Annotated in this window: 22 protein-coding genes and 2 riboswitches; of the genes, 13 read left to right on the top strand and 9 right to left on the bottom strand. The window is 72.0% G+C overall.

What is annotated here, in order from left to right; genetic code table 11:
• Window positions 1–5: 5 nt before the first annotated feature.
• From STRVI_RS26370 to STRVI_RS54825, 3 genes are all read left to right on the top strand, one after another.
• Window positions 6–479 carry a bifunctional nuclease family protein gene (locus STRVI_RS26370; protein ID WP_014058684.1) on the top strand — a complete coding sequence of 158 codons (474 nt, stop codon included), beginning with the start codon at window positions 6–8 and terminating at the stop codon, window positions 477–479.
• 167 nt (window positions 480–646) lie between these two features.
• Entirely contained in the window at window positions 647–1273 is a 627-nt protein-coding gene (locus STRVI_RS26365) for a MerR family transcriptional regulator (protein WP_014058683.1), read from the top strand.
• Between the two features lie 140 nt (window positions 1274–1413).
• On the top strand, window positions 1414–3690 hold the full coding sequence (locus STRVI_RS54825) for a DNA polymerase IV (protein WP_014058682.1): 2277 nt from the start codon (window positions 1414–1416) through the stop codon (window positions 3688–3690).
• Here STRVI_RS54825 and STRVI_RS26355 read toward each other — a convergent pair.
• Window positions 3666–3995, bottom strand: a complete 330-nt coding sequence (locus tag STRVI_RS26355; RefSeq protein WP_216345389.1) for a PRC-barrel domain-containing protein — start codon at window positions 3993–3995, stop codon at window positions 3666–3668. The two genes, STRVI_RS54825 and STRVI_RS26355, sit on opposite strands and share 25 nt — an antisense overlap.
• Window positions 3996–4107: 112 nt before the next feature.
• Window positions 4108–4205: riboswitch (glycine riboswitch) on the top strand.
• A 1-nt stretch (window position 4206) separates the two neighbouring features.
• Window positions 4207–4331, top strand: a riboswitch (glycine riboswitch).
• Window positions 4332–4396: 65 nt separating this feature from the next.
• Here STRVI_RS26355 and gcvP point away from each other — a divergent pair.
• Window positions 4397–7312 carry an aminomethyl-transferring glycine dehydrogenase gene (gcvP, locus tag STRVI_RS26350; RefSeq protein WP_014058680.1) on the top strand — a complete coding sequence of 972 codons (2916 nt, stop codon included), beginning with the start codon at window positions 4397–4399 and terminating at the stop codon, window positions 7310–7312.
• Window positions 7313–7438: 126 nt separating this feature from the next.
• Here the strand turns inward: gcvP and STRVI_RS26345 are convergent, their stop codons facing one another.
• Together STRVI_RS26345 and STRVI_RS26340 are read right to left on the bottom strand one after the other, a co-directional pair.
• Entirely contained in the window at window positions 7439–7645 is a 207-nt protein-coding gene (locus STRVI_RS26345; RefSeq protein WP_043236576.1) for a DUF5999 family protein, read from the bottom strand.
• 264 nt (window positions 7646–7909) lie between these two features.
• Window positions 7910–8497, bottom strand: a complete 588-nt coding sequence (locus STRVI_RS26340; protein ID WP_014058678.1) for a hypothetical protein — start codon at window positions 8495–8497, stop codon at window positions 7910–7912.
• A gap of 446 nt (window positions 8498–8943) precedes the next feature.
• Here STRVI_RS26340 and STRVI_RS26335 point away from each other — a divergent pair, with 446 nt between their 5' ends.
• On the top strand, window positions 8944–10446 hold the full coding sequence (locus STRVI_RS26335) for a hypothetical protein (protein WP_014058677.1): 1503 nt from the start codon (window positions 8944–8946) through the stop codon (window positions 10444–10446).
• 148 nt (window positions 10447–10594) lie between these two features.
• Complete coding sequence (locus STRVI_RS26330; protein WP_078505814.1) at window positions 10595–11335, top strand: CPBP family intramembrane glutamic endopeptidase; 741 nt, start codon at window positions 10595–10597, stop codon at window positions 11333–11335.
• A 27-nt stretch (window positions 11336–11362) separates the two neighbouring features.
• On the opposite strand, the gene STRVI_RS26325 is transcribed toward STRVI_RS26330, so the two are convergent.
• Window positions 11363–12187 carry a PhzF family phenazine biosynthesis protein gene (locus tag STRVI_RS26325; protein WP_014058675.1) on the bottom strand — a complete coding sequence of 275 codons (825 nt, stop codon included), beginning with the start codon at window positions 12185–12187 and terminating at the stop codon, window positions 11363–11365.
• A 242-nt stretch (window positions 12188–12429) separates the two neighbouring features.
• Here STRVI_RS26325 and STRVI_RS26320 point away from each other — a divergent pair, with 242 nt between their 5' ends.
• Window positions 12430–13086, top strand: coding sequence for a PadR family transcriptional regulator (locus tag STRVI_RS26320; RefSeq protein WP_014058674.1), 657 nt, complete (start codon window positions 12430–12432; stop codon window positions 13084–13086).
• Window positions 13087–13157: 71 nt separating this feature from the next.
• Here the strand turns inward: STRVI_RS26320 and STRVI_RS26315 are convergent, their stop codons facing one another.
• Entirely contained in the window at window positions 13158–13586 is a 429-nt protein-coding gene (locus STRVI_RS26315) for a type II toxin-antitoxin system Rv0910 family toxin (RefSeq protein ID WP_014058673.1), read from the bottom strand.
• 225 nt (window positions 13587–13811) lie between these two features.
• On the opposite strand from STRVI_RS26315, the gene STRVI_RS26310 reads away from it, so the two are divergent.
• Together STRVI_RS26310 and STRVI_RS26305 are read left to right on the top strand one after the other, a co-directional pair.
• On the top strand, window positions 13812–14339 hold the full coding sequence (locus tag STRVI_RS26310; protein WP_014058672.1) for a Clp protease N-terminal domain-containing protein: 528 nt from the start codon (window positions 13812–13814) through the stop codon (window positions 14337–14339).
• A 31-nt stretch (window positions 14340–14370) separates the two neighbouring features.
• On the top strand, window positions 14371–15360 hold the full coding sequence (locus STRVI_RS26305) for an EamA family transporter (RefSeq protein WP_014058671.1): 990 nt from the start codon (window positions 14371–14373) through the stop codon (window positions 15358–15360).
• 78 nt (window positions 15361–15438) lie between these two features.
• Here STRVI_RS26305 and STRVI_RS26300 read toward each other — a convergent pair whose 3' ends face one another.
• Window positions 15439–16140 carry a pyridoxamine 5'-phosphate oxidase family protein gene (locus STRVI_RS26300; RefSeq protein ID WP_014058670.1) on the bottom strand — a complete coding sequence of 234 codons (702 nt, stop codon included), beginning with the start codon at window positions 16138–16140 and terminating at the stop codon, window positions 15439–15441.
• Window positions 16141–16167: 27 nt separating this feature from the next.
• Between STRVI_RS26300 and STRVI_RS26295 the strand changes: the two genes are divergently transcribed.
• Window positions 16168–17505: an aminotransferase class I/II-fold pyridoxal phosphate-dependent enzyme gene (locus STRVI_RS26295; RefSeq protein WP_014058669.1), complete on the top strand. Its 1338-nt coding sequence runs from the start codon at window positions 16168–16170 to the stop codon at window positions 17503–17505.
• A gap of 137 nt (window positions 17506–17642) precedes the next feature.
• On the opposite strand, the gene STRVI_RS26290 is transcribed toward STRVI_RS26295, so the two are convergent.
• The gene (locus STRVI_RS26290) at window positions 17643–18593 is read right to left on the bottom strand and encodes a DMT family transporter (RefSeq protein ID WP_014058668.1); all 951 of its coding nucleotides are present in this window, start codon (window positions 18591–18593) and stop codon (window positions 17643–17645) included.
• A gap of 73 nt (window positions 18594–18666) precedes the next feature.
• Between STRVI_RS26290 and STRVI_RS26285 the strand changes: the two genes are divergently transcribed.
• On the top strand, window positions 18667–19575 hold the full coding sequence (locus STRVI_RS26285) for a LysR family transcriptional regulator (protein WP_014058667.1): 909 nt from the start codon (window positions 18667–18669) through the stop codon (window positions 19573–19575).
• A 49-nt stretch (window positions 19576–19624) separates the two neighbouring features.
• Here STRVI_RS26285 and STRVI_RS26280 read toward each other — a convergent pair whose 3' ends face one another.
• Window positions 19625–20092, bottom strand: a complete 468-nt coding sequence (locus STRVI_RS26280; RefSeq protein WP_014058666.1) for a pyridoxamine 5'-phosphate oxidase family protein — start codon at window positions 20090–20092, stop codon at window positions 19625–19627.
• Between the two features lie 57 nt (window positions 20093–20149).
• Between STRVI_RS26280 and STRVI_RS26275 the strand changes: the two genes are divergently transcribed.
• Window positions 20150–20854 (top strand): cysteine hydrolase family protein, encoded by a 705-nt coding sequence (locus tag STRVI_RS26275; RefSeq protein WP_014058665.1) that lies wholly within the window; start codon window positions 20150–20152, stop codon window positions 20852–20854.
• Here STRVI_RS26275 and STRVI_RS26270 read toward each other — a convergent pair.
• Window positions 20820–21350 (bottom strand): Rieske (2Fe-2S) protein, encoded by a 531-nt coding sequence (locus STRVI_RS26270; protein ID WP_014058664.1) that lies wholly within the window; start codon window positions 21348–21350, stop codon window positions 20820–20822. The genes STRVI_RS26275 and STRVI_RS26270 overlap by 35 nt on opposite strands.
• 141 nt (window positions 21351–21491) lie before the next feature.
• Here STRVI_RS26270 and STRVI_RS26265 point away from each other — a divergent pair, with 141 nt between their 5' ends.
• Window positions 21492–23111, top strand: coding sequence for an ATP-binding cassette domain-containing protein (locus STRVI_RS26265; protein WP_014058663.1), 1620 nt, complete (start codon window positions 21492–21494; stop codon window positions 23109–23111).
• The last annotated feature ends 29 nt before the right edge of the window (window positions 23112–23140 follow it).

Genomic DNA, 23140 nt, shown 5'->3' with positions numbered 1-23140 from the left:
GCTGTGTGAACGAGCTCGACGTCGTGGGTGTCCGGGTGGAAATGCCCTCCAACCAACCGATCGTGCTCCTGCGTGAAGTGGGAGGCGACCGGTACCTCCCCATCTGGATCGGACCAGGTGAGGCGACCGCGATCGCCTTCGCTCAGCAGGGCATGGCTCCGGCGCGCCCGCTGACCCATGACCTTTTCAAAGACGTACTCGAAGCGGTCGGCCAGCAGCTCACGGAGGTCCGGATCACGGATCTGCGCGAGGGGGTCTTCTACGCGGAGCTGGTCTTCGCCAGCGGCGTGGAGGTCAGTGCCCGGCCGTCCGACGCCATAGCGCTCGCGCTGCGCACCGGTACGCCGATCTACGGCAGCGACGGCGTGCTGGACGACGCCGGTATCGCGATCCCGGACGAGCAGGAGGACGAGGTGGAGAAGTTCCGCGAGTTCCTCGACCAGATCTCGCCCGAGGACTTCGGAACCAGCAGCCAGTGAACGGTATGCCGGTCCTCGCTCGCGCATTCGAGTAGCCTTTCCCAGACGAGGGACACGGGAAACCACCCTTAGGGTGATTATCACTCGGCGTGCCGAGTGTGGCGATCGTTGACGCACCCCGGGTGACTGCCTACCTTCAAGATGGCAGGTCGAGGACGGAGGTCGGCGTGAGAAGCACCGGCGACGGCACGGCAGCCGGCGGTCCGTATACGCTCCAGGGGAGCGCACCGGCCGATCCGGCGTTGAAGGCTCGGGTCGCGGCACAGGCAGCACCGCCGCGTGAGCCCGCCGCGGGGGATACGGAGCGGGTCGGGTACCGCGGACCGACCGCATGCGCGGCCGCGGGCATCACCTACCGCCAGCTCGACTACTGGGCCCGCACCGGGCTGGTGGAGCCGAGCGTCCGGCCCGCGTACGGCTCGGGCAGCCAGCGGCTCTACAGCTTCCGGGACGTGGTCGTCCTCAAGATCGTGAAGCGGCTGCTGGACACCGGCGTATCGCTGCAGAACATCCGGGCGGCGGTGATCCATCTGCGCGCCCGGGAGCTCGACGACCTGGCCCAGATGACGCTGATGAGCGATGGCGCGACCGTCTACGAGTGCACCTCGCCCGATGAGGTCGTGGACCTCCTCCAAGGCGGTCAGGGCGTCTTCGGGATCGCCGTGGGCGTCGTCTGGCGGGATGTCGAGAGCGCGCTGTCCCAGCTCCACGGCGAGCGGGTGGACACCGGGGAGACGCTGCTCCGGCACAACCCCACCGATGAGCTCGCGGCGCGTCGCAACCGGGCCGGTTGAGCGCTCGCCCTTTTGTCAGGCGTCTTTCGTGAGGCGCCTTTCGTGAGGCGCCGCCCCGGACGCGAGCGGAGCGGCGCCCCCGGCCCGCCTTCGGACCGTCGTGCCGCCCATTGTCAGTGGTGTGCGGCAGCATCGTAGGTGTGAGGGGTGCGCCGACGATTCTCCATCTGGACATGGATGCCTTCTACGCCTCGGCGGAGCAGGCATCCAAGCCCAGCCTGCGCGGTAAGCCGGTGATCGTGGGGGGTCTGGGGCCGCGTGGCGTGGTCGCCACGGCCTCCTACGAGGCCCGGGTGTTCGGGGTGCACTCGGCCATGGCGATGGCCCAGGCCCGCCGCCTGTGTCCGAACGCGGCGTTCCTCATCCCCCGCTTCACCCTCTACCGCGCCGTGAGCGACGTGGTCATGACCCTGCTGCACACGCTCTCGCCCCTGGTGGAGCCGCTCAGTCTGGACGAGGCGTTCGTCGATCTGGAGGCGGGCGGCACCGAGCCCACCGCGGGGGCGGCGCGCGCCGTGGGGGAGCGGCTGCGGACCGACATCAGGGCGGTCACCGGGCTGACCGGGTCGGTGGGGCTCGCCGGATCCAAGATGCTCGCCAAGATCGCTTCGGAGCAGGCCAAGCCCGACGGCCTGCTGGTCATCGACCCGGGGACGGAGCGCGAGTTGCTCGGCCCCATGTCGGTGCGGACGCTCCCCGGCGTCGGCCCCGCCACGGCGGAGACGCTGCGCCGGGCCGGGATCCACACCGTGGCCGAGACGCGGGAGGCGGGCGAGGCCGAGCTGGTGCGGCTGCTGGGCCGGGCCCACGGCGCGTCGCTGTTCCTGATGGCCGAGGGCCGGGACGAGCGGCCCGTCGTCGCCGAGCGGGACGCCAAGTCCATCTCGGTGGAGGACACCTTCGACGTCGACCTCACCGACCGCGTCCGGGTGCAGTTGGAGATCGCGCGGCTCGCCGACCGCTGTGTGCGGCGGCTGCGCGAGGCGGGCCGCTCGGGGCGGACGGTCGTGATCAAGGTGCGGCGGTACGACTTCTCCACGCTGACCCGTTCGGAGACCCTGCGCGGGCCGACCGACGATCCGGGGGTGGTGCGGGAGGCCGCCGCGCGGCTGATCGACGGGGTGGAAACCACGGCGGGTGTGCGGCTGCTGGGGGTCGGGGTCAGCGGTCTGGCGGACTACACCCAGGAGGACCTCTTCGCGCAGGCCGCACAGGCGGCCCAGGCCGCCCAAGTGGCCCATGAGGCCCTGGGGGACGCTCGGCGCGTGCCGGGCCCCGAGAGGCCGGAGTCTGTGGGGGAGGGCGCGGGAGAGGCTCCTGAGGACGCTGGGAGGCCGCGGCGCTGGCTGCCGGGCTCCGATGTGCGGCACGCCGAGTACGGGGCGGGCTGGGTGCAGGGGAGCGGGGTGGGCCGGGTGACCGTGCGCTTCGAGGAACCGTGGTCGCGGCCGGGGCGAGTGCGGACGTTCACCGTGGACGACCCGGCACTGGAGCCGACCGAACCGCTGCCCCTGCTGCGCCCGGACGCGGATGCGGCTCCGGGCCTGGACGCGGCCCCGGAGGACGCCGCGAGCCCGAACGCGGACGTGGCTCCGGACGTGGCCCCGGGCCCGGAGGAGGTCGTGAACCCGGACCCCGACGCGAACCCGGCCGCGGGGGAGGGCGCAGGCTCGGTCCAGGAGGACGGCGCGAGCCCATGCTCGGACGTGGCCGGGGAGCCGGTCACGAACTCGGATCTGGGTCTGGACCTCGGTCCGGGGAAGGTCTCGGAGGATGGCGCGAGCCTGTGCCTGGACGTGGCCTCGGAGGCGGTCGCGAACCCGGACCTGAGCCCGGAGAAGGTCCTTGAGGATGCCGCGGGTCCGCGCCCCGATGTGGTTCGGGGGGCGGTCACGGACCTGGGCGTGGAACCGGCCGCGGGGGAGGTCCCGGGCTCGGTCCTTGAGGATGCCGCGGGTCCGGGCGCCGATGTGGCCCCGGAGGCGGTTTCGGACCTGGCCCCGGGCGGTGCTACGGGCCGGGAGGGGACCACGGGCATGAACCCGGGGGAGCCCATAGCCCCGGACCCAGAGCAGATCGGCGGCCCGGATGACCTGGCCGCGGGACCAGGCGGCCTGGCCGCGGGCCGGGATGGGCCGGCGCCGGGACCGGGCGGCGGACCCGAGCCGGGGAGGGCTCTGGGCCACGAGCAGGGCCAGTCCTCAGGCCACATGCAGGGCCACGCCCCGGGCCATGAGCAGGCCCCGGGCCATGAGCAGCTCCCGGGCCACGGCGAGGCCCCGGGCCATGAGCAGGCCCCGGGCCACGAGCAGCTCCCGGGCCACGGCGAGGCCCCGGGCCATATGCAGGCCCCGGCTCCAGGCCACCAGCAGGGGCGGCCCCAGGGCCAAGGTCAGCCGGTGACGTCCAGTCCGTAGTGGTGGTAGAGCTGCAACTCCTGCTCGGGGGAGAGGTGGCGGCCGACTCCGAAGTCCGGGGCGTCCTTGATCAGCGCCCGGTCGTACGGCACCCGCAGGGTGTCGCCGACGACCTCGCTCGGTTCGAGCGGTACGAAGACGTCCCGGCTGAACAGCCCGGTGCGTACCGCTGCCCATTCGGGCTCGCCGGTCGCGTCGTCGAGATAGACCTCGTCCACGGTGCCGATCTTGGAGCCCTCGCGGTCGAATGCCTTGCGGCCGATCAGGGTCCGCGGGTCGATATCGGTCTGCACGCTCTCTCCCACAGGTGGCAAGTGGCCATTGATACCTACAAAAAGCCACATCGCCGCGCTCGGCCACTCGAACGCCGGCGACCGTCCCCCACGGTAGAACCGCTGGTACGCTGACTGTGGCTGTAAACCCCGTGCGGGAGAGTCCTCCGCCGACGCTGTCGGAGGCGCCGAAGGAGCAAACCCTCCCCGGAATCTCTCAGGCACACGTACCGTGCGGGTGAGGTCACTCTGGAAAGCAGGGCGGGCCACGGGCGAGCAGAGCTCCGGAACCCCTCCTCACCGACGGTGAAAACCGGTCAGGCGCTATGTGGACCGGTGAAGCTCTCAGGTTGAGATGACAGAGGGGGAGGCCGTCCGGGCACCCGCGCCGCGGTGCCCCTCGCCGGTCGTTACAGACCAGGAGGCCCCCGCAGATGACCGCCAATCGCATCGCACTCTCCGACTTGGAACGCGGTACTCCGTTCGAGCAGCGCCATATCGGCCCCGACGGCGAGGCGCAGGCCAAGATGCTCGCCCACGTCGGCTTCGGCTCGCTGGACGAGCTCACCGAGGCCGCCGTACCGGAGGTCATAAAGAGCACCGAGGCGCTGCATGTCCTGCCCCCGGCCCGCAGCGAGCCGGAGGTCATCGCCGAGCTGCGCGGGCTCGCCGACCGCAACCAGGTGCTGCCGTCGATGATCGGCCTCGGCTACTACGGCACCCACACCCCGCCGGTGATCCTGCGCAATGTGCTGGAGAACCCCGCCTGGTACACCGCGTACACGCCCTACCAGCCGGAGATCTCCCAGGGCCGGCTCGAGGCCCTGCTCAACTTCCAGACGGTCGTCGCCGATCTGACCGGGCTGCCCACGGCCGGTTCCTCGCTGCTGGACGAGGCCACCGCGGCCGCCGAGGCGATGGCGCTGTCGCGGCGCGTCGGCAAGGTCAAGGAGGGCGTCTTCCTGGTGGACGCCGACTGTCTGCCGCAGACCGTCGCGGTCCTGCGGACCCGCGCCGAGCCGACCGGTGTCGAGGTCGTCGTCGCCGATCTGGCCGAGGGCATTCCGGACGAGATCGCCGAGCGCGGGGTCTTCGGTGTGCTGCTGCAGTACCCGGGCGCCTCCGGCGTGGTGCGCGATCCGCGCCCGGTCATCGAGCGCGCCCATGAGCTGGGCGCCGTCGTCACCGTCGCCGCCGATCTGCTCGCGCTCACCCTGCTCACCTCACCCGGTGAGCTGGGCGCGGACATCGCGGTGGGCAACAGCCAGCGATTCGGCGTCCCGATGGGCTTCGGCGGACCGCACGCCGGCTTCATGGCGGTGCGCGACGCCTACGCCCGCAACCTTCCCGGCCGGCTGGTCGGGGTCTCCGTGGACGCCGACGGCGACAAGGCGTACCGGCTGGCGCTGCAGACCCGTGAGCAGCACATCCGCCGGGAGAAGGCCACCAGCAACATCTGCACCGCCCAGGTGCTGCTGGCCGTGATGGCCGGCATGTACGCCGTCTACCACGGCCCGGACGGGCTCGCCGCGATCGCCCGCCGCACCCACCGCTACGCCTCCGTGCTCGCCGAGGGGCTGCGGGCCGGCGGTGTCGAGGTGGTGCACGGCGCGTTCTTCGACACCCTCACCGCGCGGGTGCCGGGCCGGGCCGCCGAGGTCGTCGCCGCGGGCCGGGAGGCCGGGGTCAACCTTCGGCTGACCGACGCCGACCACGTCGGCATCGCCTGCGACGAGACCACCGCCCGTGCGCAGCTTGCCGCCGTGTGGTCCGCCTTCGGGGTGGACGGCGGAAGCGGCGACGCCGCCAGGATCCCCGGCGTCGACGAGCTGGACGCCGCGGCGCCGGACGCGCTGCCCGCGGCCCTGCTGCGCCACGACGGCTATCTGGCCCACCCGGTCTTCCACCAGCACCGCTCCGAGACCGCGATGCTGCGCTATCTGCGGCGGCTGGCCGACCGGGACTACGCCCTGGACCGGGGCATGATCCCGCTCGGCTCCTGCACCATGAAGCTCAACGCGACCACCGAGATGGAGCCGGTCACCTGGCCCGAGTTCGGTGCGCTGCACCCCTTCGCACCGGCCGAGCAGGCCCAGGGCTATCTGACCCTGATCCGTGAGCTGGAGGAGCGGCTGGCCGAGGTCACCGGCTACGACAAGGTCTCCCTGCAGCCGAACGCCGGATCCCAGGGCGAGCTCGCCGGGCTGCTCGCGGTGCGCGCCTACCACCGGGCCAACGGGGACACCCGGCGCACCGTCTGTCTGATCCCGTCCTCCGCGCACGGCACCAACGCCGCCAGCGCTGTGATGGCCGGCATGAAGGTCGTCGTGGTCAAGACCGGTGAGGACGGCGAGATCGACACCGGCGACCTGCGCGCCAAGATCGAGAAGCACGGCGCCGAACTGGCCGTGCTGATGGTCACCTACCCCTCCACCCACGGTGTGTTCGAGGGGCACATCACCGAGGTCTGCGCGGCCGTGCACGACGCGGGCGGCCAGGTCTACGTGGACGGCGCCAACCTCAACGCGCTGGTCGGGCTCGCCGAGCCGGGCCGGTTCGGCGGCGATGTCTCGCATCTGAACCTGCACAAGACCTTCTGCATCCCGCACGGCGGCGGCGGCCCCGGTGTCGGCCCGGTCGCGGTGCGCGAGCACCTGGCGCCCTACCTCCCCAACCATCCGCTGCAGCCCGCCGCAGGCCCGGCCACCGGCGTCGGCCCGGTCTCGGCCGCGCCGTGGGGCTCGGCGGGGATCCTGCCGATCTCCTGGGCGTACATCCGGCTGATGGGCGCCGAGGGGCTGCGCCGCGCGACCCAGGTCGCGGTGCTCGGCGCCAACTATGTCGCCAAGCGTCTGGAGCCGCACTACCCGGTGCTCTACACCGGTCCCGGCGGTCTGGTGGCCCATGAGTGCATCGTGGATCTGCGGCCGCTGACGAAGGCCACCGGCGTGACGGTCGACGATGTGGCCAAGCGCTTGATCGACTACGGCTTCCACGCGCCGACGATGTCGTTCCCCGTCGCGGGGACGCTGATGATCGAGCCGACCGAGAGCGAGGATCTGGCGGAGCTGGACCGGTTCTGCCAGGCGATGATCGCCATTCGGGCCGAGATCGAGAAGGTCGGCTCCGGCGAGTGGGCCAAGGAGGACAACCCGCTGCGGAACGCCCCGCATACGGCGGCGTCGCTGACCGGGGAGTGGGACCGCCCGTACTCCCGGGAGGAAGCGGTCTTCCCGGCCGGGGTCTCGGCGGCCGACAAGTACTGGCCGCCGGTGCGGCGGATCGACGGGGCCTACGGGGACCGTAACCTCGTCTGCTCCTGCCCGCCGCTGGAGTCCTACGAGGGCTGAGGGTTTTCCCCTCGATAAGCGCGGCAAACGCGTCAATGGGGCCGGTGCGGCGGATGCGCCGGGCCGGCCCCTGCGGGTACGTGCCGTCTACGGCGGGTCAGACCGTGATGACGGCGTGGGCGGCCGTCAGGCCGCGGTGACGATGTGCTCGGAACCCCGCGGCCGGCACGGTGCGATGACGCGCCCGTCCGGCAGCAGCTCACCGGTGTCCTCGAAGAGCAGGACGCCGTTGCACAGCAGGCTCCATCCCTGCTCCGGGTGGTGCGCCACCAGATGGGCGGCCTCCCGGTCGGCGGAGTCGGCTGACGGGCAGGGTGGTTGATGCTGGCACATGACAGGGTTCTTTCGCTGCGGAGTGGTGAATGTCCTGCGGCTCGCTGCGGCGTTCATGGCCGCCCCCCGTGGTTTGAGTCGGTCGATTGCTCCAGTGTTGCCCTACGGCCTGGAATCCGCAGGGATTTAGCGGTACCGGTCTCGCTAGATAATGACGCATCACCCGTCCGGACGGTTCATCGCCGCAGGACTGTTACGAGGATGCTGCGGAGCGCCCCGTGACCCGGCGGTCACGGGGCGCTCCCAATCTGATGGAGGCCCAGGTCAGGCGGGTGAGCCAAGCAAGGGAGCCCGGGTGAGCCGGTGGGTGAGAACCGGTAGCAGATCGGTTGCGCGATGCGCCCGGTGGGGCGCGATCCCCGGCGGGGCCGGGGCGAGCGGCACCAACAGGTCGCCCGCGCCGAGGCCGCCTTCGGCGCCGTCCGCCGTCAGGTCGCCGTGCAGCCAGAGCGTGACCATGTAGAGCTCGGGGATGGACAGCAGCCGCGGCTGGTACGCCGAGGGCAGCGACTCGGCCTGGCTCAGGGCGAGTTCGGCCGAGCTGACATAGGGACCCTCGGAGAAGTGTGAGAAGGCCCAGCCGTCGGCGGTGAGCATCGCCTCGGCGGCGGCCACCGTACGGTCCCCGTCGCGGATCAGGAAGCGCCAGCCGGTGAGCCGGGTGCTTGGCGGGCCGTCGGCGGTGGTGATGTCGTCCAGGACATGGACGGGGAGCGGGAGTTCGGGTTCGAAGGGGCCGGTGAGCGTGGAGAGTACCGGAGTGCGGGCCTCGCGGACGGCGGTGGGGGAGTCAAGGGCCGTGAGGACGCTGCGCAGGGCGGGCGCGGGGGCCTGGGGCACATGCAGCGGCATGGTGGGTCGCCTCTCGCTTGGAGACACGGTGAAGCGATAGCGGGCCGGGTTTGGGCGGCGCTGTCGGTGGAACACGGGTCAGAGGGGAACCGGAACAGACCGTTCGGGCCTTATCTCTCTGCCTCGTTAGCCGAGTTTATACGACAAGTGTTCCCGTTGTGTTTCATCTAGCCGCTGCCCGCATTGCCCACAAGACGTTATCCAGACCGTGCGAAGGCGGGGATTTTCCCCGATTCTGTGCTAGATGAACGGATATGACCTGGCATTTTGGGGCCGGCGCGGTAGGCTGGAACTCGCCGGTCCAATTTTCCGGCGCAATAAGCAGTTCCAGAGAGCCTACTGGCTGGGTGGGGATCGCGGGGCGTTATCGATCACATTGGTGGGCATCATCGAGCGTGGTGTGCAGACGGCTGGCACCGATGATCCACTCGAGGAGGGACGCTTCGATGGGGGACAAGCTCATAGCCGGTGAGTTCGACCCGTCCGGCCGGCGACGGCAGCGCGTCCGGTTGCGGCAGTGCCTCGACGGGCTGGGCCGGCTCCTGGCCGACAAGCGATTCGACCGCCCGAAGAATCTGATGGGGCTGGAGATCGAGCTGAATCTCGCCGGGGCCGACGGACTGCCGAGGATGATGAACGCGGAGGTTCTGGAGCGCATCGGGAGTCATGATTTCCAGACCGAACTCGGACAGTGCAACCTTGAAGTAAACATCGTGCCCCACCGATTGCGCGGACGCGTTCTCGATCAGCTCTCGGAAGAGCTCCGAACCGGTTTGTCATATGCCGATCGCAAGGCGCGGGAAGTGTCCTCCGAGATCGTGATGATCGGAATTCTGCCGACCCTCGCCGCGGACGATCTGGGATCCACGAGCCTCTCCTATGACGACCGTTACAAACTCCTCAACGAGCAGATGCTGGCCGCCCGCGGCGAGGATTTCCTCATCGACATCGAGGGCCGTGAGCGGTTCACCTACGCCAGCGCCTCCATCGCCCCCGAGGCGGCCTGCACTTCCGTCCAGCTCCATCTTCAGGTCACCCCGGGGCGCTTCGCGGACGCGTGGAACGCGGCGCAGGCGGTGGCCGCCGTGCAGATCGCCGTGGGTGCCAACTCCCCCTTCGTCTTCGGCCATGAGGCATGGCGCGAATCCCGGCCGCCACTGTTCCTGCAGGCCACCGATGTGCGCCCGCCGGAGATCGCCGCCCAGGGGGCGCGCCCGCGCACCTGGTTCGGCGAGCGCTGGATCGATTCCGCCTACGAGCTGTTCGAGGAGAACCTGCGCTATTTTCCGCCGCTGCTCTCCACCGGCGAGGACGAGGACCCGCTGCGGGTGCTGGACCAGGGCGGGGTGCCCGAGCTCCAGGAACTGGCGCTGCACAACGGCACGATCTACCGTTGGAACCGGCCCGTCTACGACGTCGTAGACGGTGTGCCGCATCTGCGCGTGGAGAACCGCGTGCTCCCGGCGGGGCCCACCGTCACCGATGTCATCGCGAACGCGGCCTTCTACTACGGACTGGTCAGGGCGCTCGCCGAGGAGTCCCGCCCGGTGTGGACCCGGCTGCCGTTCGCGGCCGCCGCCGCCAACTTCGACGCGGCCTGCCGGCACGGCATCGACGCGGTCCTGCAGTGGCCCAAATCCGGCCGCTCGGCCTCCCTGGCCCGCACCTCCGCCGTACGGCTGGTCCGCGAGGAGCTGCTGCCGCTCGCCGCCTCCGGCCTCGACTCCTGGGGCGTGGAGCCCGCCGACCGCGACCGCTACCTCGGCGTGATCGAGGAGCGCTGCAAGCTGCGGGTCAACGGCGCCTCCTGGCAGACGGCCACCTACCACCGCGCGCTGGCCGGCGGGCTGGACCGGGACGCCGCACTCGCGGCCATGACCCGCCGCTACTGCGCCCTGATGCGGACCGACGCACCGGTGCACACCTGGCCCACCGATCTCTCCGGGTGACGCCCACACCGTCGACCATGACACCGTATTGTCCGGTGAGCGGGGCGGGTGCACCCGATGAGGCGGACAAGCGGAAGTGGGGACAGGAGTGCGGTCACAGGCGCGGGGCGCGGAGCTGCCCGTGGTCGAGGACGGGCTCTCGCGGCGGATGCTGCGCAATGAGACGCTGCTCGTGCTGGCGCTGTCCCTCGGCGCGAGCGGGCTGTCCGCACTGATCAGCTTTATCGGCTCGGTGACCAAACCGGGCGGGCTCAAGGACCAGGCGGCCCATCTCAACTCCTCCGCCGCGCCGGGGCGGCCCTGGCTGGATCTCGCCTGGCAGCTCTTCGGCATCTCGACCGCGCTGGTGCCGGTCGTGCTCGTGGCCCATCTGCTGCTGCGCGAGGGCGCCGGGCTGCGGGTGATCGGTTTCGACCGCGACCGCCCGCGGTTCGACCTGGCGTGGGGAGCCGCGGTCGCGGCCGCGATCGGCGGCACGGGGCTGCTGCTGTATCTGGGGGCGCGGGCCGCCGGGGGCAATCTGACGGTGGTGCCCGAGTCGCTGCCCGAGGTGTGGTGGAAGATCCCCGTACTGATCGCCTCCGCCGTGCAGAACGCGGTGCTGGAGGAGGTGATCGTGGTCGGCTATCTGCTGCGCAGGCTCGGGCAGTTGGGCTGGACCCCGATGGCCGCCCTGCTGGCCAGCTCGGTGCTGCGCGGTTCGTACCACCTCTACCAGGGGATCGGCGGCTTCTTCGGCAACCTGGCGATGGGCGTGATCTTCGTGCTGCTCTACCGCCGCTGGGGGCGGGTCGGGCCGCTGGTCGCCGCGCATGCGCTGATCGACATCGTGGCCTTCGTCGGATACGCCCTGCTGGCGGGCCGGGTGGACTGGCTGCCCACGGCCTGACCCGCCGTCCGCGGTGACCGATGGGTCTCAGGCCAGCAACTCGCCGTCGATGACGGTGACGGCGCCGCCCGTCAGCAGCGTACGGTCGCCGCGCAGCACGGTGCGGACCAAGCCGGAGCGCGCGGACACCTGCAGCCCGGTCAGCTCGTCGCGGCCGAACCGGGCCGACCAGTAGGGCGCGAGCGCGGTGTGGGCGCTGCCGGTGACCGGGTCCTCGTCGATGCCGACGGCCGGGGCGAACATCCGCGAGACGAAGTCGTAGCCGCGCGTGGGGTCCTCGGCGGCCGCGGTCACGATGACGCCCCGGTGGCTGATCCGCTTGAGCGCGGCGAGGTCGGGGGCCAGGGCGCGCACGGTCTTCTCGTCGGCCAGCTCGATCAGCAGATCGTCGATATGCGGGCCCGCGTGATGGGCGGACACGATCTCGGCGCCGAGCGCTCCGGCGACCTCGGCCGTCTGCTGGGGGACCGGCAGCGCGGTCAGTGCGGCCGTGGGGAAGTCCAGCGTGATCGAGCCGCCGTCGTCGGCCGTTGCCGACAGGACCCCGCTGAGGGTGGCGAAGCGGACCGTGCCGGTCGCGGCCCCTGTGGTCTTCAGGACATGGGTGGTGGCGAGCGTGGCATGGCCGCACATGGGCGCCTCGGTGACCGGGGTGAACCAGCGCAGCGCCCAGTCCGCCTCCGCGGCCTCGGGGAGTGGGTGGGCGAAGGCGGTCTCGGCGAGATTGACCTCGGAGGCGACCCGCTGCAGCCAGCCGTCGTCCGGGAAGGTGTCGGTGTCGAGGATGACGACCCCGGCCGGGTTGCCGGCGAAGGGGCGCTCGGTGAACGCGTCGACGATACGTATCCGCATACCGCCGACCGTAGGCGGCGGGCGGCGGGGCGGCCATGGCCAATCCCCCGGGCGTGGCACCTCCCGGGGGAGCGGGGTGGGGCCGGTGGTGCGGGCCGGGACCCGTGGTGCGGGGAGGGGCGGTCGGGGTCGGCGGAGGAGGGTGCGGGGCGGTGTCGGCGAGCCAAAGGGGTTGGCATCCGATCGGTTCCGATATATCGTTGAAGTGTCGTGATGGATCGACGATAGAAAGGAGCGTCACGATGCGTTCCCAAGGACATGGACGTGAACACTGCGGACCCGGCCACCGCGGCCGGGGTGAAGGTGAGGGGCGGCGCGCGGCGTTCGGCCCGTTCGGCCCCGGTTTCGAAGGCCCGCCCTTCGGTGGGCCCCCGTTCGGCGGCCGTGGCCGCGGCGGACCCGGCGGCCGCGGGCCGCGTGGGCGGGCGCGGCGCGGCGATGTGCGCGCCTCGATCCTGGCCCTGCTGAAGGACCGCCCGATGCACGGCTACGAGATGATCCAGGAGATCGCCGAGCGCAGCGGGGGAGCCTGGCGGCCCAGCCCCGGCTCGGTGTACCCCACGCTTCAGCTCCTCGAGGACGAGGGGCTGATCGGCAGCGAGAGCGAGGGCGGCAAGAAGCTGTTCGCGCTCACCGACACCGGCCGCACCGAGGCCGAGGCGGGGCCCGCGGCCCCGTGGGAGGAGGCCGGTCGCGGTATCGACTGGGAGGCCATGCACGAGGTCCGCCAGGCGGGCTTCGGGCTGATGGAGGCGTTCTCCCAGGTCTGGCGCACCGGCAGCGCGGAGCAGCGGCAGAAGGCTGTCTCCGTCATCAATGAGTCGCGCAAGCGGCTGTATCTCATCCTCGCCGAGCAGGACGAGGAGAAGGGCGGCACCGAGCGGGGCGGCGAGAGCTGACCCCGATCGGACGGGGGAACGGCCGCACGGGGGTGGCGGGGCGGGACGCGGGACCAGGCGCCTGTCCGGCGCTAGACGACCAGCGCGCTGAGCTTGCGCAGCGACTCATTGAGCGCGCTGGTCGCCGAGTCCTTCAGCTTCCCGGCCATCAAGGAAACCGCCGCCCCCGTGAACTCCCCGTCCACGCGCACCGTCGTGGCATCGCCGTCCGGTGTGAGCGAATAGCGCATGGCGAGATTCACGCCCATCGGGCCCTTGCCCCGGGTGGCCAGCAGCCGGGCGGGTTCGCACTCCTCGACGGTCCAGGTCACCTCGGCCGGAAAGCCCATCAGTTTCATGTTCTCCTCATAGGTCGCCGCCACTTCCAGCGTGGCCGGGCCGCCCCGCGGAAAGCTGGTGTGGGTGGCGTTCCAGTCGCCGTAGGTGGAGAAGTCCGTCAGCCGGGCCCAGACCTTCTCGGCCGGTGCCTCGATGCGTATCTGCGCGCTGACCTCGGCCATGGGGGAGTCCCTTCGGCGGGTTCCTGCGGTGTGTGGTGCGACGGTGCCGGGCAACGTAGCCCCGGGGTCCGGAACATTCAATACTGACGGGTCGTCAGTTCTGGTGTTGCCCCTTCCCCTCCTCCCCGAGGATGAGAACCGGTCATCCGCGCACAACCATGGTGGGATGCGCACATGCTTCCCGGCGAGGATGCTCCGGCCTCGAGGGGCTGATGGGGTGAGAGTGTGCGAAATCGTACCCTTTCCGCCGGCCCCGACGACGCCGGATGCGAGGACCGGGTCAGCGAAGTGGTGGCCGCCGTGATCGCGGGGGCTCGCCGGCGCGCCGTACGCGATGGTGACGCGCAGCTCGACACCGCCCATCTGCTGCACGGCCTTCTGGAGTCCGACCCGGAGGTACGGGAGGTGTTTCCCGGCGGACCGCCCCAGGTGATACGGCTGCTGGGGTATCTGGTGCAGCGCGTCATCGGCTACGGGCTCCGGTGGAGCGGCACCGCCGAGGTCTCGGGGGCGGCGCCCTCGGCGGGGAGCGGGATGGCCGGATGGTCGCCCGCCGCGACGGCCGCCCTCGATGCGGCGGTCCGCCGCGCCGCCTCCCGTGGCGGGTCCCGCGCCGGTGGCCTCGATCTCCTCGCCGCGTTCGTCCGCGACCAGGAGTGTCGTGCCATGGAGGTGCTGCGGCGCGCGGGTGTCTGTGTCGAACCGCTGGTCACCGCCCTGGCCGTGGAGACCTGCCAGCAGTCAACGGGATGACGGTACTGACGTGAGCTGACATGATGGCCCGGTGCAGGTATCCGGAGGCCACTCACAGCAAAGGAAGGTCGGCCTGGGGCTCGCCCTGGTGTCGGCGCTCACGTTCGGCGGCTCGGGCGTCGCCGCCAAACCGCTGATCGAGGCGGGGCTCGCGCCGCTCGAGGTCACCTGGCTGCGGGTGACCGGCGCGGCCCTGGTCCTGCTGCCCCTGGCGTGGCGCCATCGCGGGCTGCTGACCCGCCGCCCCGCCCTGCTGGTGGGGTTCGGTCTGCTGGCCGTCGCGGGGGTGCAGGCGTGCTACTTCGCGGCGCTCTCCCGGATCCCCGTCGGTGTCGCGCTGCTCGTCGAATACCTGGCGCCCGCGCTGGTGCTGGGGTGGGTGCGGTTCGTCCAGCGCCGACCGGTGAGCCGCGCCGCGGCGATCGGCGTCGTCCTGGCCGTCGGCGGGCTCGCGTGTGTGGTGGAGGTCTGGTCCGGGCTGAGCTTCAACCCCTTCGGACTGCTGCTCGCCTTCGGTGCGGCCTTCTGCCAGGTGGGCTACTTCGTCCTCTCCGACCACGGCAGCGACGGCCAGGACCCGGCGGATCCGCTCGGCGTCATCGCCTACGGACTGCTGATCGGAGCCGTGGCGCTGACCGTGGTCGGCCGCCCCTGGGGAATGGACTGGACGGTCCTCACCGGCGGCGCCGACCTGGCGGGCGCCCGTGTTCCCGCTCTGGTGCTGCTCGCCTGGATCGTGCTGGTGGCGACGGTGATCGCGTATCTCACCGGGGTGCTGTCGGTGCGCCGGCTCTCACCGCAGGTGGCCGGGGTGCTCGCCTGTCTGGAGGCGGTCATCGCGACCGTTCTGGCGTGGGTGCTGCTGGATGAGCACCTGGGCGTGGCGCAGGTCGTCGGCGGTGTGGTGGTGCTGACGGGCGCCCTGATCGCCCAGACCTCCACCCCGAAGGCCGCCGCCGCCGAGCCGGTGGCGGCCTCGGCGCCGGTGGAGGGGGAGCGGGAGTACACGGCGGGAGGCTGACTGCCCCCCGCCCCCGGTGTGCGACGACCCGGCGTGCGGCGGGGCGTCCCTGGTCCGAGCCGGGGCGGGGGTCCCTGGTCAGAGCCGGGTGAGGTAGCCGGGCACCGGCGTGTCGGGCGCGAGGTCGTCGGCGGCGACCGGCGCGCCGTACGCGCGGGCGACGGGCACCACGCCGCTCCAGTGGGGGAGTCCCAGATCCTCGGCGTCGTCGTTGGGCCCGCCGGTGCGGATCTTCGCGGAGACCTCTTCGAGGTCGAGGCTGAGCACGGCGGTGGCGGCCAGCTCCTTGGCGTTGCCGGGCCGGGAGTCGGCGGCACGGCCCGGCACCACATGGTCCACCAGGGTGTCCAGGGCCGCGGTGCGCTCGGCCGGATCGGTCACCGGGCGGGCGATGCCGTGCACCACCACCGAGCGGTAGTTGATGGAGTGGTGGAACGCTGCGCGGGCCAGGACCAGCCCGTCGAGATGGGTGACGGTGAGACACACCGGCAGCCCCGGCTCCTCGCCGCCCGGCGCGCCCGCCATGCGCAGGGGGCGCGCGCCCGTCGAGCCGTGGAGGTACAGCCGCTCCCCGACCCGGCCGTAGAGGGTCGGCAGGACGACGGGGGCGCCATCGCGTATGAAGCCCAGATGGCAGACGTAGCCCTCGTCGAGGATCGCGTGCACCACCTCCCGGTCGTACGACGCGCGCTCGCGGGAGCGGGTGGGCACGGTGCGGTCGGTCGGTGTGTAGGCGTTGTCGGGCGCGTTGGTCGCGGCGGTGGCGTCCGGGGCGGGCATTTGCGTCCTCCATTGCATTAGTGCAAAATGGCGTTTGTGCTAGGAGAATATCCGATCGTCGGCCGAGGCGCAGCCGAGATCGCGGCCAGTGTGGAGCGCGCGGTCGGCGCCGGTGAGCTGCCGCCGGGCCAACTGCTGCCGCCTCTAAGGGAGTTGGCGCAGCGGCTGGGCGTGAATCCGAATACGGTCGCGGCCGCCTATCGCGTGCTGCGCGAACGGGGCGTGATCGAGACGGCGGGGCGCCGGGGGAGCCGGGTGCGCTCCCGCCCCTCCAGCACGCCCCGCGAGTGGATCGGGGTCGACGCCGGCGGCGCGCGCGACCTGTCGAGCGGCAACCCCGACCCCGCGCTGCTGCCCCAGCTCGGCCCGCCGCTCGCGGCGGCCGCGGCCCGCGCGGCGGAGCGCCCCACGCTGTACGGCGCGCCGGACGTCGTGCCCGAGGTCGCCGCGCTCGCCCGGGCCGCCCTCGACGCGGACGGGGTGCCGGCCGGGCCGGTCGCCGTCACCTCGGGCGCGCTCGACGCGATCGAGCGAGTACTGGCCGCGCATCTGCGCCCCGGTGACCCGGTCGCGGTCGAGGACCCCGGCTGGGGCAGTCTGCTCGACCTGATCCCGGCGCTCGGACTGCGCGCCGTCCCGGTCGGGGTCGACGACGACGGACCGCTGCCCGAGCGGGTGGAGCAGGCGCTGGCCCAGGGGGCGCGGGCGCTGGTGGTCACCGACCGGGCGCAGAACCCGACCGGCGCGGTGGTGAGCGCGACACGCGCCCGCGAGCTGCGAACCGTGCTCGCCGCCCACCCTTCCGTGCTGCTGATCGAGGACGACCACGGGCACGGCATCGTGGACCTCCCGCTGCGCCCCCTGGCCGGGGGTACGGACCACTGGGCGCTGGTCCGCTCCACCGCCAAGGCGTACGGCCCCGATCTGCGGCTCGCCGTGCTCACCGGCGACCCCGTCACCCTGGACCGGGTGCGCGGCCGCCAGCGGCTGGGGCCGGGCTGGGTCAGCCATCTGCTGCAGGACGCGGTCGGTGGGCTGTGGCGGACGGGCGCGGTCGACGTGGCGGCGGTGGCGGCGTCGTACGACACGCGGCGCGCCGCGCTGGTGCGGGCGTTGCGGGAGCGGGGGATCGCCGCGCACGGGCGGAGCGGGATGAATGTGTGGGTGCCGGTCCCGGACGAGACCGGTGCGGTCGCCCGGCTGCTGGCGTCGGGCTGGGCCGTCGCCCCGGGGGCGCGCTTCCGCGTGGCCTCGCCACCTGGGGTCCGGCTGACGGTCTCGCCGCTGGCCGCCGACGAGATCGAGACGGTCGCCGCCGCGGTGGCCGCGGCGGCGGGGGCGACGGTCTCGGGACGGCTGGACTAGTGTCCGTGATTCCGTACGCCGACCACGGAGGGCACGGGCTCAACGCCAACCGGCACATGCGTCCGCGACCTGCCGCCGGCGCACGACGAGCTGATGTGGCGGAAGGCACTCGATCGGCTAACGGGGCAGCGGGGCGGCTATCGCGCGGTGGAGCGCCGTTGGGTCAGGGCCGCGCCGATGAGGACGACTGCCGCGCCCACCGGTGTGTTCCAGGTGAGGTGTTCCCCGAGGATCGCCACGCCCGCGGTGGTGGCGATCACCGGGACGAAGTAGGTGACCATCATCGCCGTCGTCGGGCCGACCTCGTCGACGAGCCCGTACTGGACCAGGAACGCCACCCCGGTGCCCAGCGCGCCCAGAGCGAGCACGGAGAGCAGGGGCAGGAGGGGGAAGGAGGTGGGCGTCGTCGCGAACACCGGCGCGACGAGGGCGAGTTGCACCGTGCCGAGCAGCAGCTGACCGCCGGACATCGACAGATGGGAGTGGCCCGTATCGCTCAGCGTGTGCCGGACGTACTGCCAGCCGACCGCGTAGCTGGCCGAGGCGATCAGCGCCAGCACCGTGCCCAGCGGGTCCTGGCCGGAGAAGCCCTGCCAGGCGCCCAGCACGATCAACACGCCGATGAAGCCGAGCCCGAGACCCGCGACACGCTGACGGCTCGGCCGGTCGTCGGAGACCACGACCACCGCGAGCAGCATCCCCCACAGCGGCGAGGCGGCGTTGCAGATCCCGGCCAGGGTCGAGGGGATGGTCAGTTCGGCGTAGGCGAACAGCGAGAACGGCAGCGCGTTGAGGAAGAACGCGGCCACCGCCAGATGGCCCCAGACCCGCGCCCCGCGCGGCAGCCGCTCCCGCTTCACCACCAGCGTCACGAGCAGTACGGCGGTACCGAACAGCATCCGCCCGAGCGTGACGTACAAGGGGGCGAACGCCTCATTGCCCACCTTGATGAGGAGAAAGCTGAAACCCCAGATCAGGGACAGCACGCCGAAGCGGATCCGCCAGTCGAGGAGCGGTCGGCGGGCGGGGGAGGAGGAGGTCTCCGCCGTGGTGGCGGCAGGGGGCGCCGAGGCGGTCGCTGAGGTCATGCCTTTACGATGTGGGCTACAACCTCTTAGGACAAGCGAGATTTCGTTCGCGGTATCGCGTAGGATTCCTTATATGTTGAACCTGGATCGCCTACGGACCTTGCACGCCGTGGCCCGCCACGGCTCCGTGAGCGGCGCCGCCGAGGGGCTGCATGTCACCACCTCCGCCGTCTCCCAGCAACTCGCCAAGCTGGAGCGGGAGACCGGTCAGCAGCTGCTCGCCAAGAACGGGCGCGGGATCCGCCTCACCGACGCCGGACGGCTGCTCTCCGACCATGCGGCGCGCATCCTCTCCCAGGTGGAGCTGGCCCAGGCGGATCTGGAGGCGCAGCGTGGCCATGCCGTCGGCGAGCTGCTGCTGGGCGCGTTCCCGACCGCCGTCCGCGGTCTCTTCCCGGACGCGCTGGGCCGGTTGCGCACCGAGCATCCGCAGCTCAACGTGCGGCTGCAGGAGATGGAGCCCGATGAGTCGGTGCCCTCGGTGGTGCGCGGCGACATCGATCTGGCCGTGGTCCTGGACTGGTACAACAAGCCCCTGCCGATGCCCGGCGGGCTGGTGAAGGCCGCCCTGCTGGACGACCCGGTGGATGTGGCGATGCCCGCGGACCACCCCCTCGCCGACCGTCACGCGGTCGAGCCGGAGGACTTCGTGGACGACGAGTGGGTCTCCTGGCCCAGGGGCGGGTTCTGCTACGACTGGCTGATGGTGACCCTGCGCGGCAAGGGCATCGAGCCGAGGATCCGGCACACCGCGCATGAGCACCACACCCAGCTCTCGCTGATCGCCGCCGGGCTGGGCATCGCGGTGGTGCCCCGGCTGGGCCGCGGCCCGGTGCCCGAGGGGGTGCGGATGGTGCCCGTCAGCCAGCCCACGATGCGGCGGCACATCTACGCGATCTGGCGCGCGGACGCCGATCGCCGGCCCTCGATCCGCGCGGCGGTCGAGGTGCTGCGGTCCGTCGGCGAGAAGATCACCGACTGACCGGCGACTGACCGGCGAGCCCGGCCCGGGCCCCGCTCCCGGGGCGGGGTCAGCCCTGCGGCATCTTGCGGAAGTCCCAGGAGCGGATCGCCTCGGGGTCCAGGCGCAGCCAGGCGTGGCGCCCGTCGCGCGGCATGGCGTCCAGGCCGAAGTACTTCGCCGCGAACATCCGCTCCGGCGTGTCGAGTTCGGGGCACGACACGCCGGTGCGCGGCGCCTCGCCGATCAGGACCGCCTCGCCGGAGAGCTCCACCCCGCGCAGTTCGCCGTAGTCGTGCCCGTCGTCGACCACCACCGCGATCCGCGGATCGCGGCGCACCTCGGCCCAGCGGCGGCTGCGGGTCAGGGAGTACAGCCACAGGGCGGCGCCGTCCCAGCAGAACCACAGCGGGCTGACATGCGGCCGCCCATCCGCGGCCACGGTCGCCACCCGGCAGGTGCGCTGTTCGGCGAGGAAGGCGTCCAGCTCGTCCTGGGCCATCATGATGCGGCGTCCCCGCCGCTGGGTGACGGTCATCCGACCCCGTACCTCCCGGTAACTGGATATGCGGCACAGGATGATGGCTCTTCCTTGATGACGCAAGGGGCGCTACTCTCCCGCGCCGTGACCCCGAGCCCCCGCGAAGACCTGGTGGAACTGCTCCGGCCGGAAGGCTGCGCCCTGCTGACCGTCGAATGTCAGCGCGGCGTGGTGGGACCGGACAGCGCGCTGCCCGAACTGGCCGCCGTCGCCCAGGAGTCCGGTGCGCTCGGGCGTGTCGCCCAGTTGGTGGCCGCCGCCCACGACACGGGCGTCCAGGTGCTGCACGCGGTGGCCGAGCGGCGCGCCGACGGACGCGGCGCGAACCGCAACGCCCCGCTGTTCCGGGCCGTCGAGCGGCTGCCGGTCCGGCAGCTCACCGGAAGCGCGGCGGTGGAGATCGCCGCACCGGTTCCGGTGGCCGCCGAGGACCTGGTCGTACGGCGGCTGCACGGCCTCTCGCCGATCGCCGGGACCGAGGTGGACGCGCTGCTGCGCAATCTGGGCTGCCGCACGCTGGTCATCACCGGCGTGTCGGCCAATGTGGCGATCCCGGCCGCCGTCTTCGACGCCGTCAACCTCGGCTATACGGCCGTGGTGCCCGAGGACGCGATCGCCGGGGTGCCCGCCTCGTACACCCCGGCGATGGTCCGCCACACCCTCACCCTGGTGGCCGCAGTCACCACGGCCGACGAGGTGGTCGCCTGCTGGCGGAGGACGGCCCTCACGCCATCCAGATCGAGCTTCCCTGCACCTTGATCTGCGCGCCCGGCAGCGGCCTCTGCGCCGGTCCGCCCTTCACACTGCCGTCGGTGATGTCGAACTTGCTCTGATGGCACGGGCAGTTGATGGTGCCGCCGGTCACATCGCCGACCGAGCAGCCCTGGTGCGTACAGATCGACGAGAACGCCTTGAACTCACCCGCCTTGGGCTGGGTCACCACGACCTTGTGGTCCTTGAAGACCATCCCGCCGCCCTCGGGGATCTGGGAGGCCTTGGCCAGTTCCATGCCGTCCCCGCCGGCCGACTGGCCGCCCTCCGCGCTCCGCGAGGGCTGCGAACCCCCGGACGGCTGCGAACCTCCGGACGGCTGCGAACCCCCGGCGTCCTGGGCGCTGCCCGCGCTGCCGCTGTCCGAATCGCCGCTGTCGTCCTTGCCGCATGCGGCAAGCGTGGCGGCCAGCCCGGCCACTCCCGCCGCGGTGACGACGGCGCGGCGGGTGGTGCCCTGCCCGTTGATTGCCGACTGCGTCATGGTGGGGCCTCCTGATCAGGGGACGTTTCTCTGCCATACGGATGGCGGGGTCCCCGCGTTCAGCCACCTGCGGGCATCCTCGGGCCCGGTCCGGGAAAACGCTTTGCCGACAGGGCGGCCGGGCCGTGAGAATGCCGGACCATGGGACATCTGGAGGCCGCGCACCTCGCCTATTTCCTGCCCGACGGACGGCTGCTGCTCGGCGATGTGTCGTTCCGCGTCGCGGAGGGCACGGTGGCCGCCCTGGTCGGGCCCAACGGGGCGGGCAAGACCACGCTGCTGCGGCTGGTCTCCGGCGAGATGGAGCCGCACGGCGGCACGGTCACGGTCAGCGGCTCGCTCGGGGTGATGCCGCAGTTCATCGGCTCCGTACGCGATAAGCGGACAGTGCGCGACCTGCTGGTGTCGGTCGCCCAGCCCCGGGTCCGCGAGGCCGCCCGCGCGGTCGACGAGGCCGAGCTGGCGATCATGGAGCGGGACGACGAGGCCGCCCAGATGGCCTACGCCCAGAGCCTGAGCGACTGGGCCGAGGCGCGTGGCTACGAGGCCGAGACGGTATGGGACATGTGCACCACGGCGGCGCTCGGAGTGCCGTACGAACGGGCGCAGTGGCGCCAGGTGCGCACCCTCAGCGGGGGCGAGCAGAAGCGGCTGGTGCTGGAGGCGCTGCTGCGCGGGCCCGACGATGTGCTGCTGCTGGACGAGCCGGACAACTATCTCGACGTGCCGGGCAAGCAGTGGCTGGAGGAGCGGCTGCGCGAGACCCGTAAGACCGTGCTGTTCATCAGCCACGACCGGGAACTGCTGGCCCGCGCGGCCGACCGGATCGTCAGCGTCGAGCCGAGCCCGGCGGGCAGCGATGTGTGGGTGCACGGCGGCGGTTTCGCCACTTACCACGACGCCCGCGAGGAGCGGTTCGAGCGCTTCGAGGAGCTCCGGCGGCGCTGGGACGAGAAACATGCCCAGCTCAAACGGCTGGTGCTGGACATGCAGCGGTACGCCGCCCGCAGCGACGAGATGGCCTCCCGCTACCAGGCCGCCAAGACCCGGCTGCGGAAGTTCGAGGAGGCCGGGCCGCCACCGGAGCCCCCGCGCAAACAGGACATCACCATGCGGCTGGCGGGGGGACGCACCGGGGTGCGGGCGCTGACCTGCCGGGCGCTGGAGCTGGAGGGGCTGATGCGCCCCTTCGACCTGGAGGTCTTCTACGGCGAGCGGGTGGCCGTGCTGGGCTCCAACGGCTCGGGCAAGTCCCACTTCCTGCGGCTCCTGGCGGGCCAGAGCGTCGATCACCGGGGGGAGTGGAAGCTGGGCGCGCGGGTCGTGCCCGGTCACTTCGCCCAGACCCACGCCCATCCCGAGCTCCTCGGGCGCACGCTGGTCGACATCCTGTGGACCGAGCACGCCCGGGACCGGGGACGCGCGATGAGCGCCCTACGGCGCTATGAGCTCGACCGCCAGGGCGACCAGACCTTCGACCGGCTCTCGGGCGGTCAGCAGGCCCGGTTCCAGATCCTGCTGCTCGAACTGGCCGGGACGACCGCGCTGCTGCTGGACGAGCCCACGGACAACCTGGACCTGGAGTCGGCCGAAGCGCTGCAGGACGGGCTCGGGGCCTATGACGGGACGGTGCTGGCGGTCACCCATGACCGCTGGTTCGCGCGGTCCTTCGACCGCTTCCTGGTCTTCGGTTCGGACGGTGTCGTCCGCGAGACGGCGGAGCCGGTCTGGGACGAGCGCCGCGTCGACCGGGTCCGCTAGCGGGGCGGCGTTCCGCCGGGTCCGCTGGA

The sequence above is a fragment of the Streptomyces violaceusniger Tu 4113 genome (assembly GCF_000147815.2).
In the GTDB taxonomy this organism is placed as follows: Bacteria; Actinomycetota; Actinomycetes; order Streptomycetales; family Streptomycetaceae; genus Streptomyces; species Streptomyces violaceusniger_A.
The sequence above is the reverse complement of the archived record's forward strand: the minus strand, read 5'-3'. Positions and strand labels throughout refer to the sequence as shown.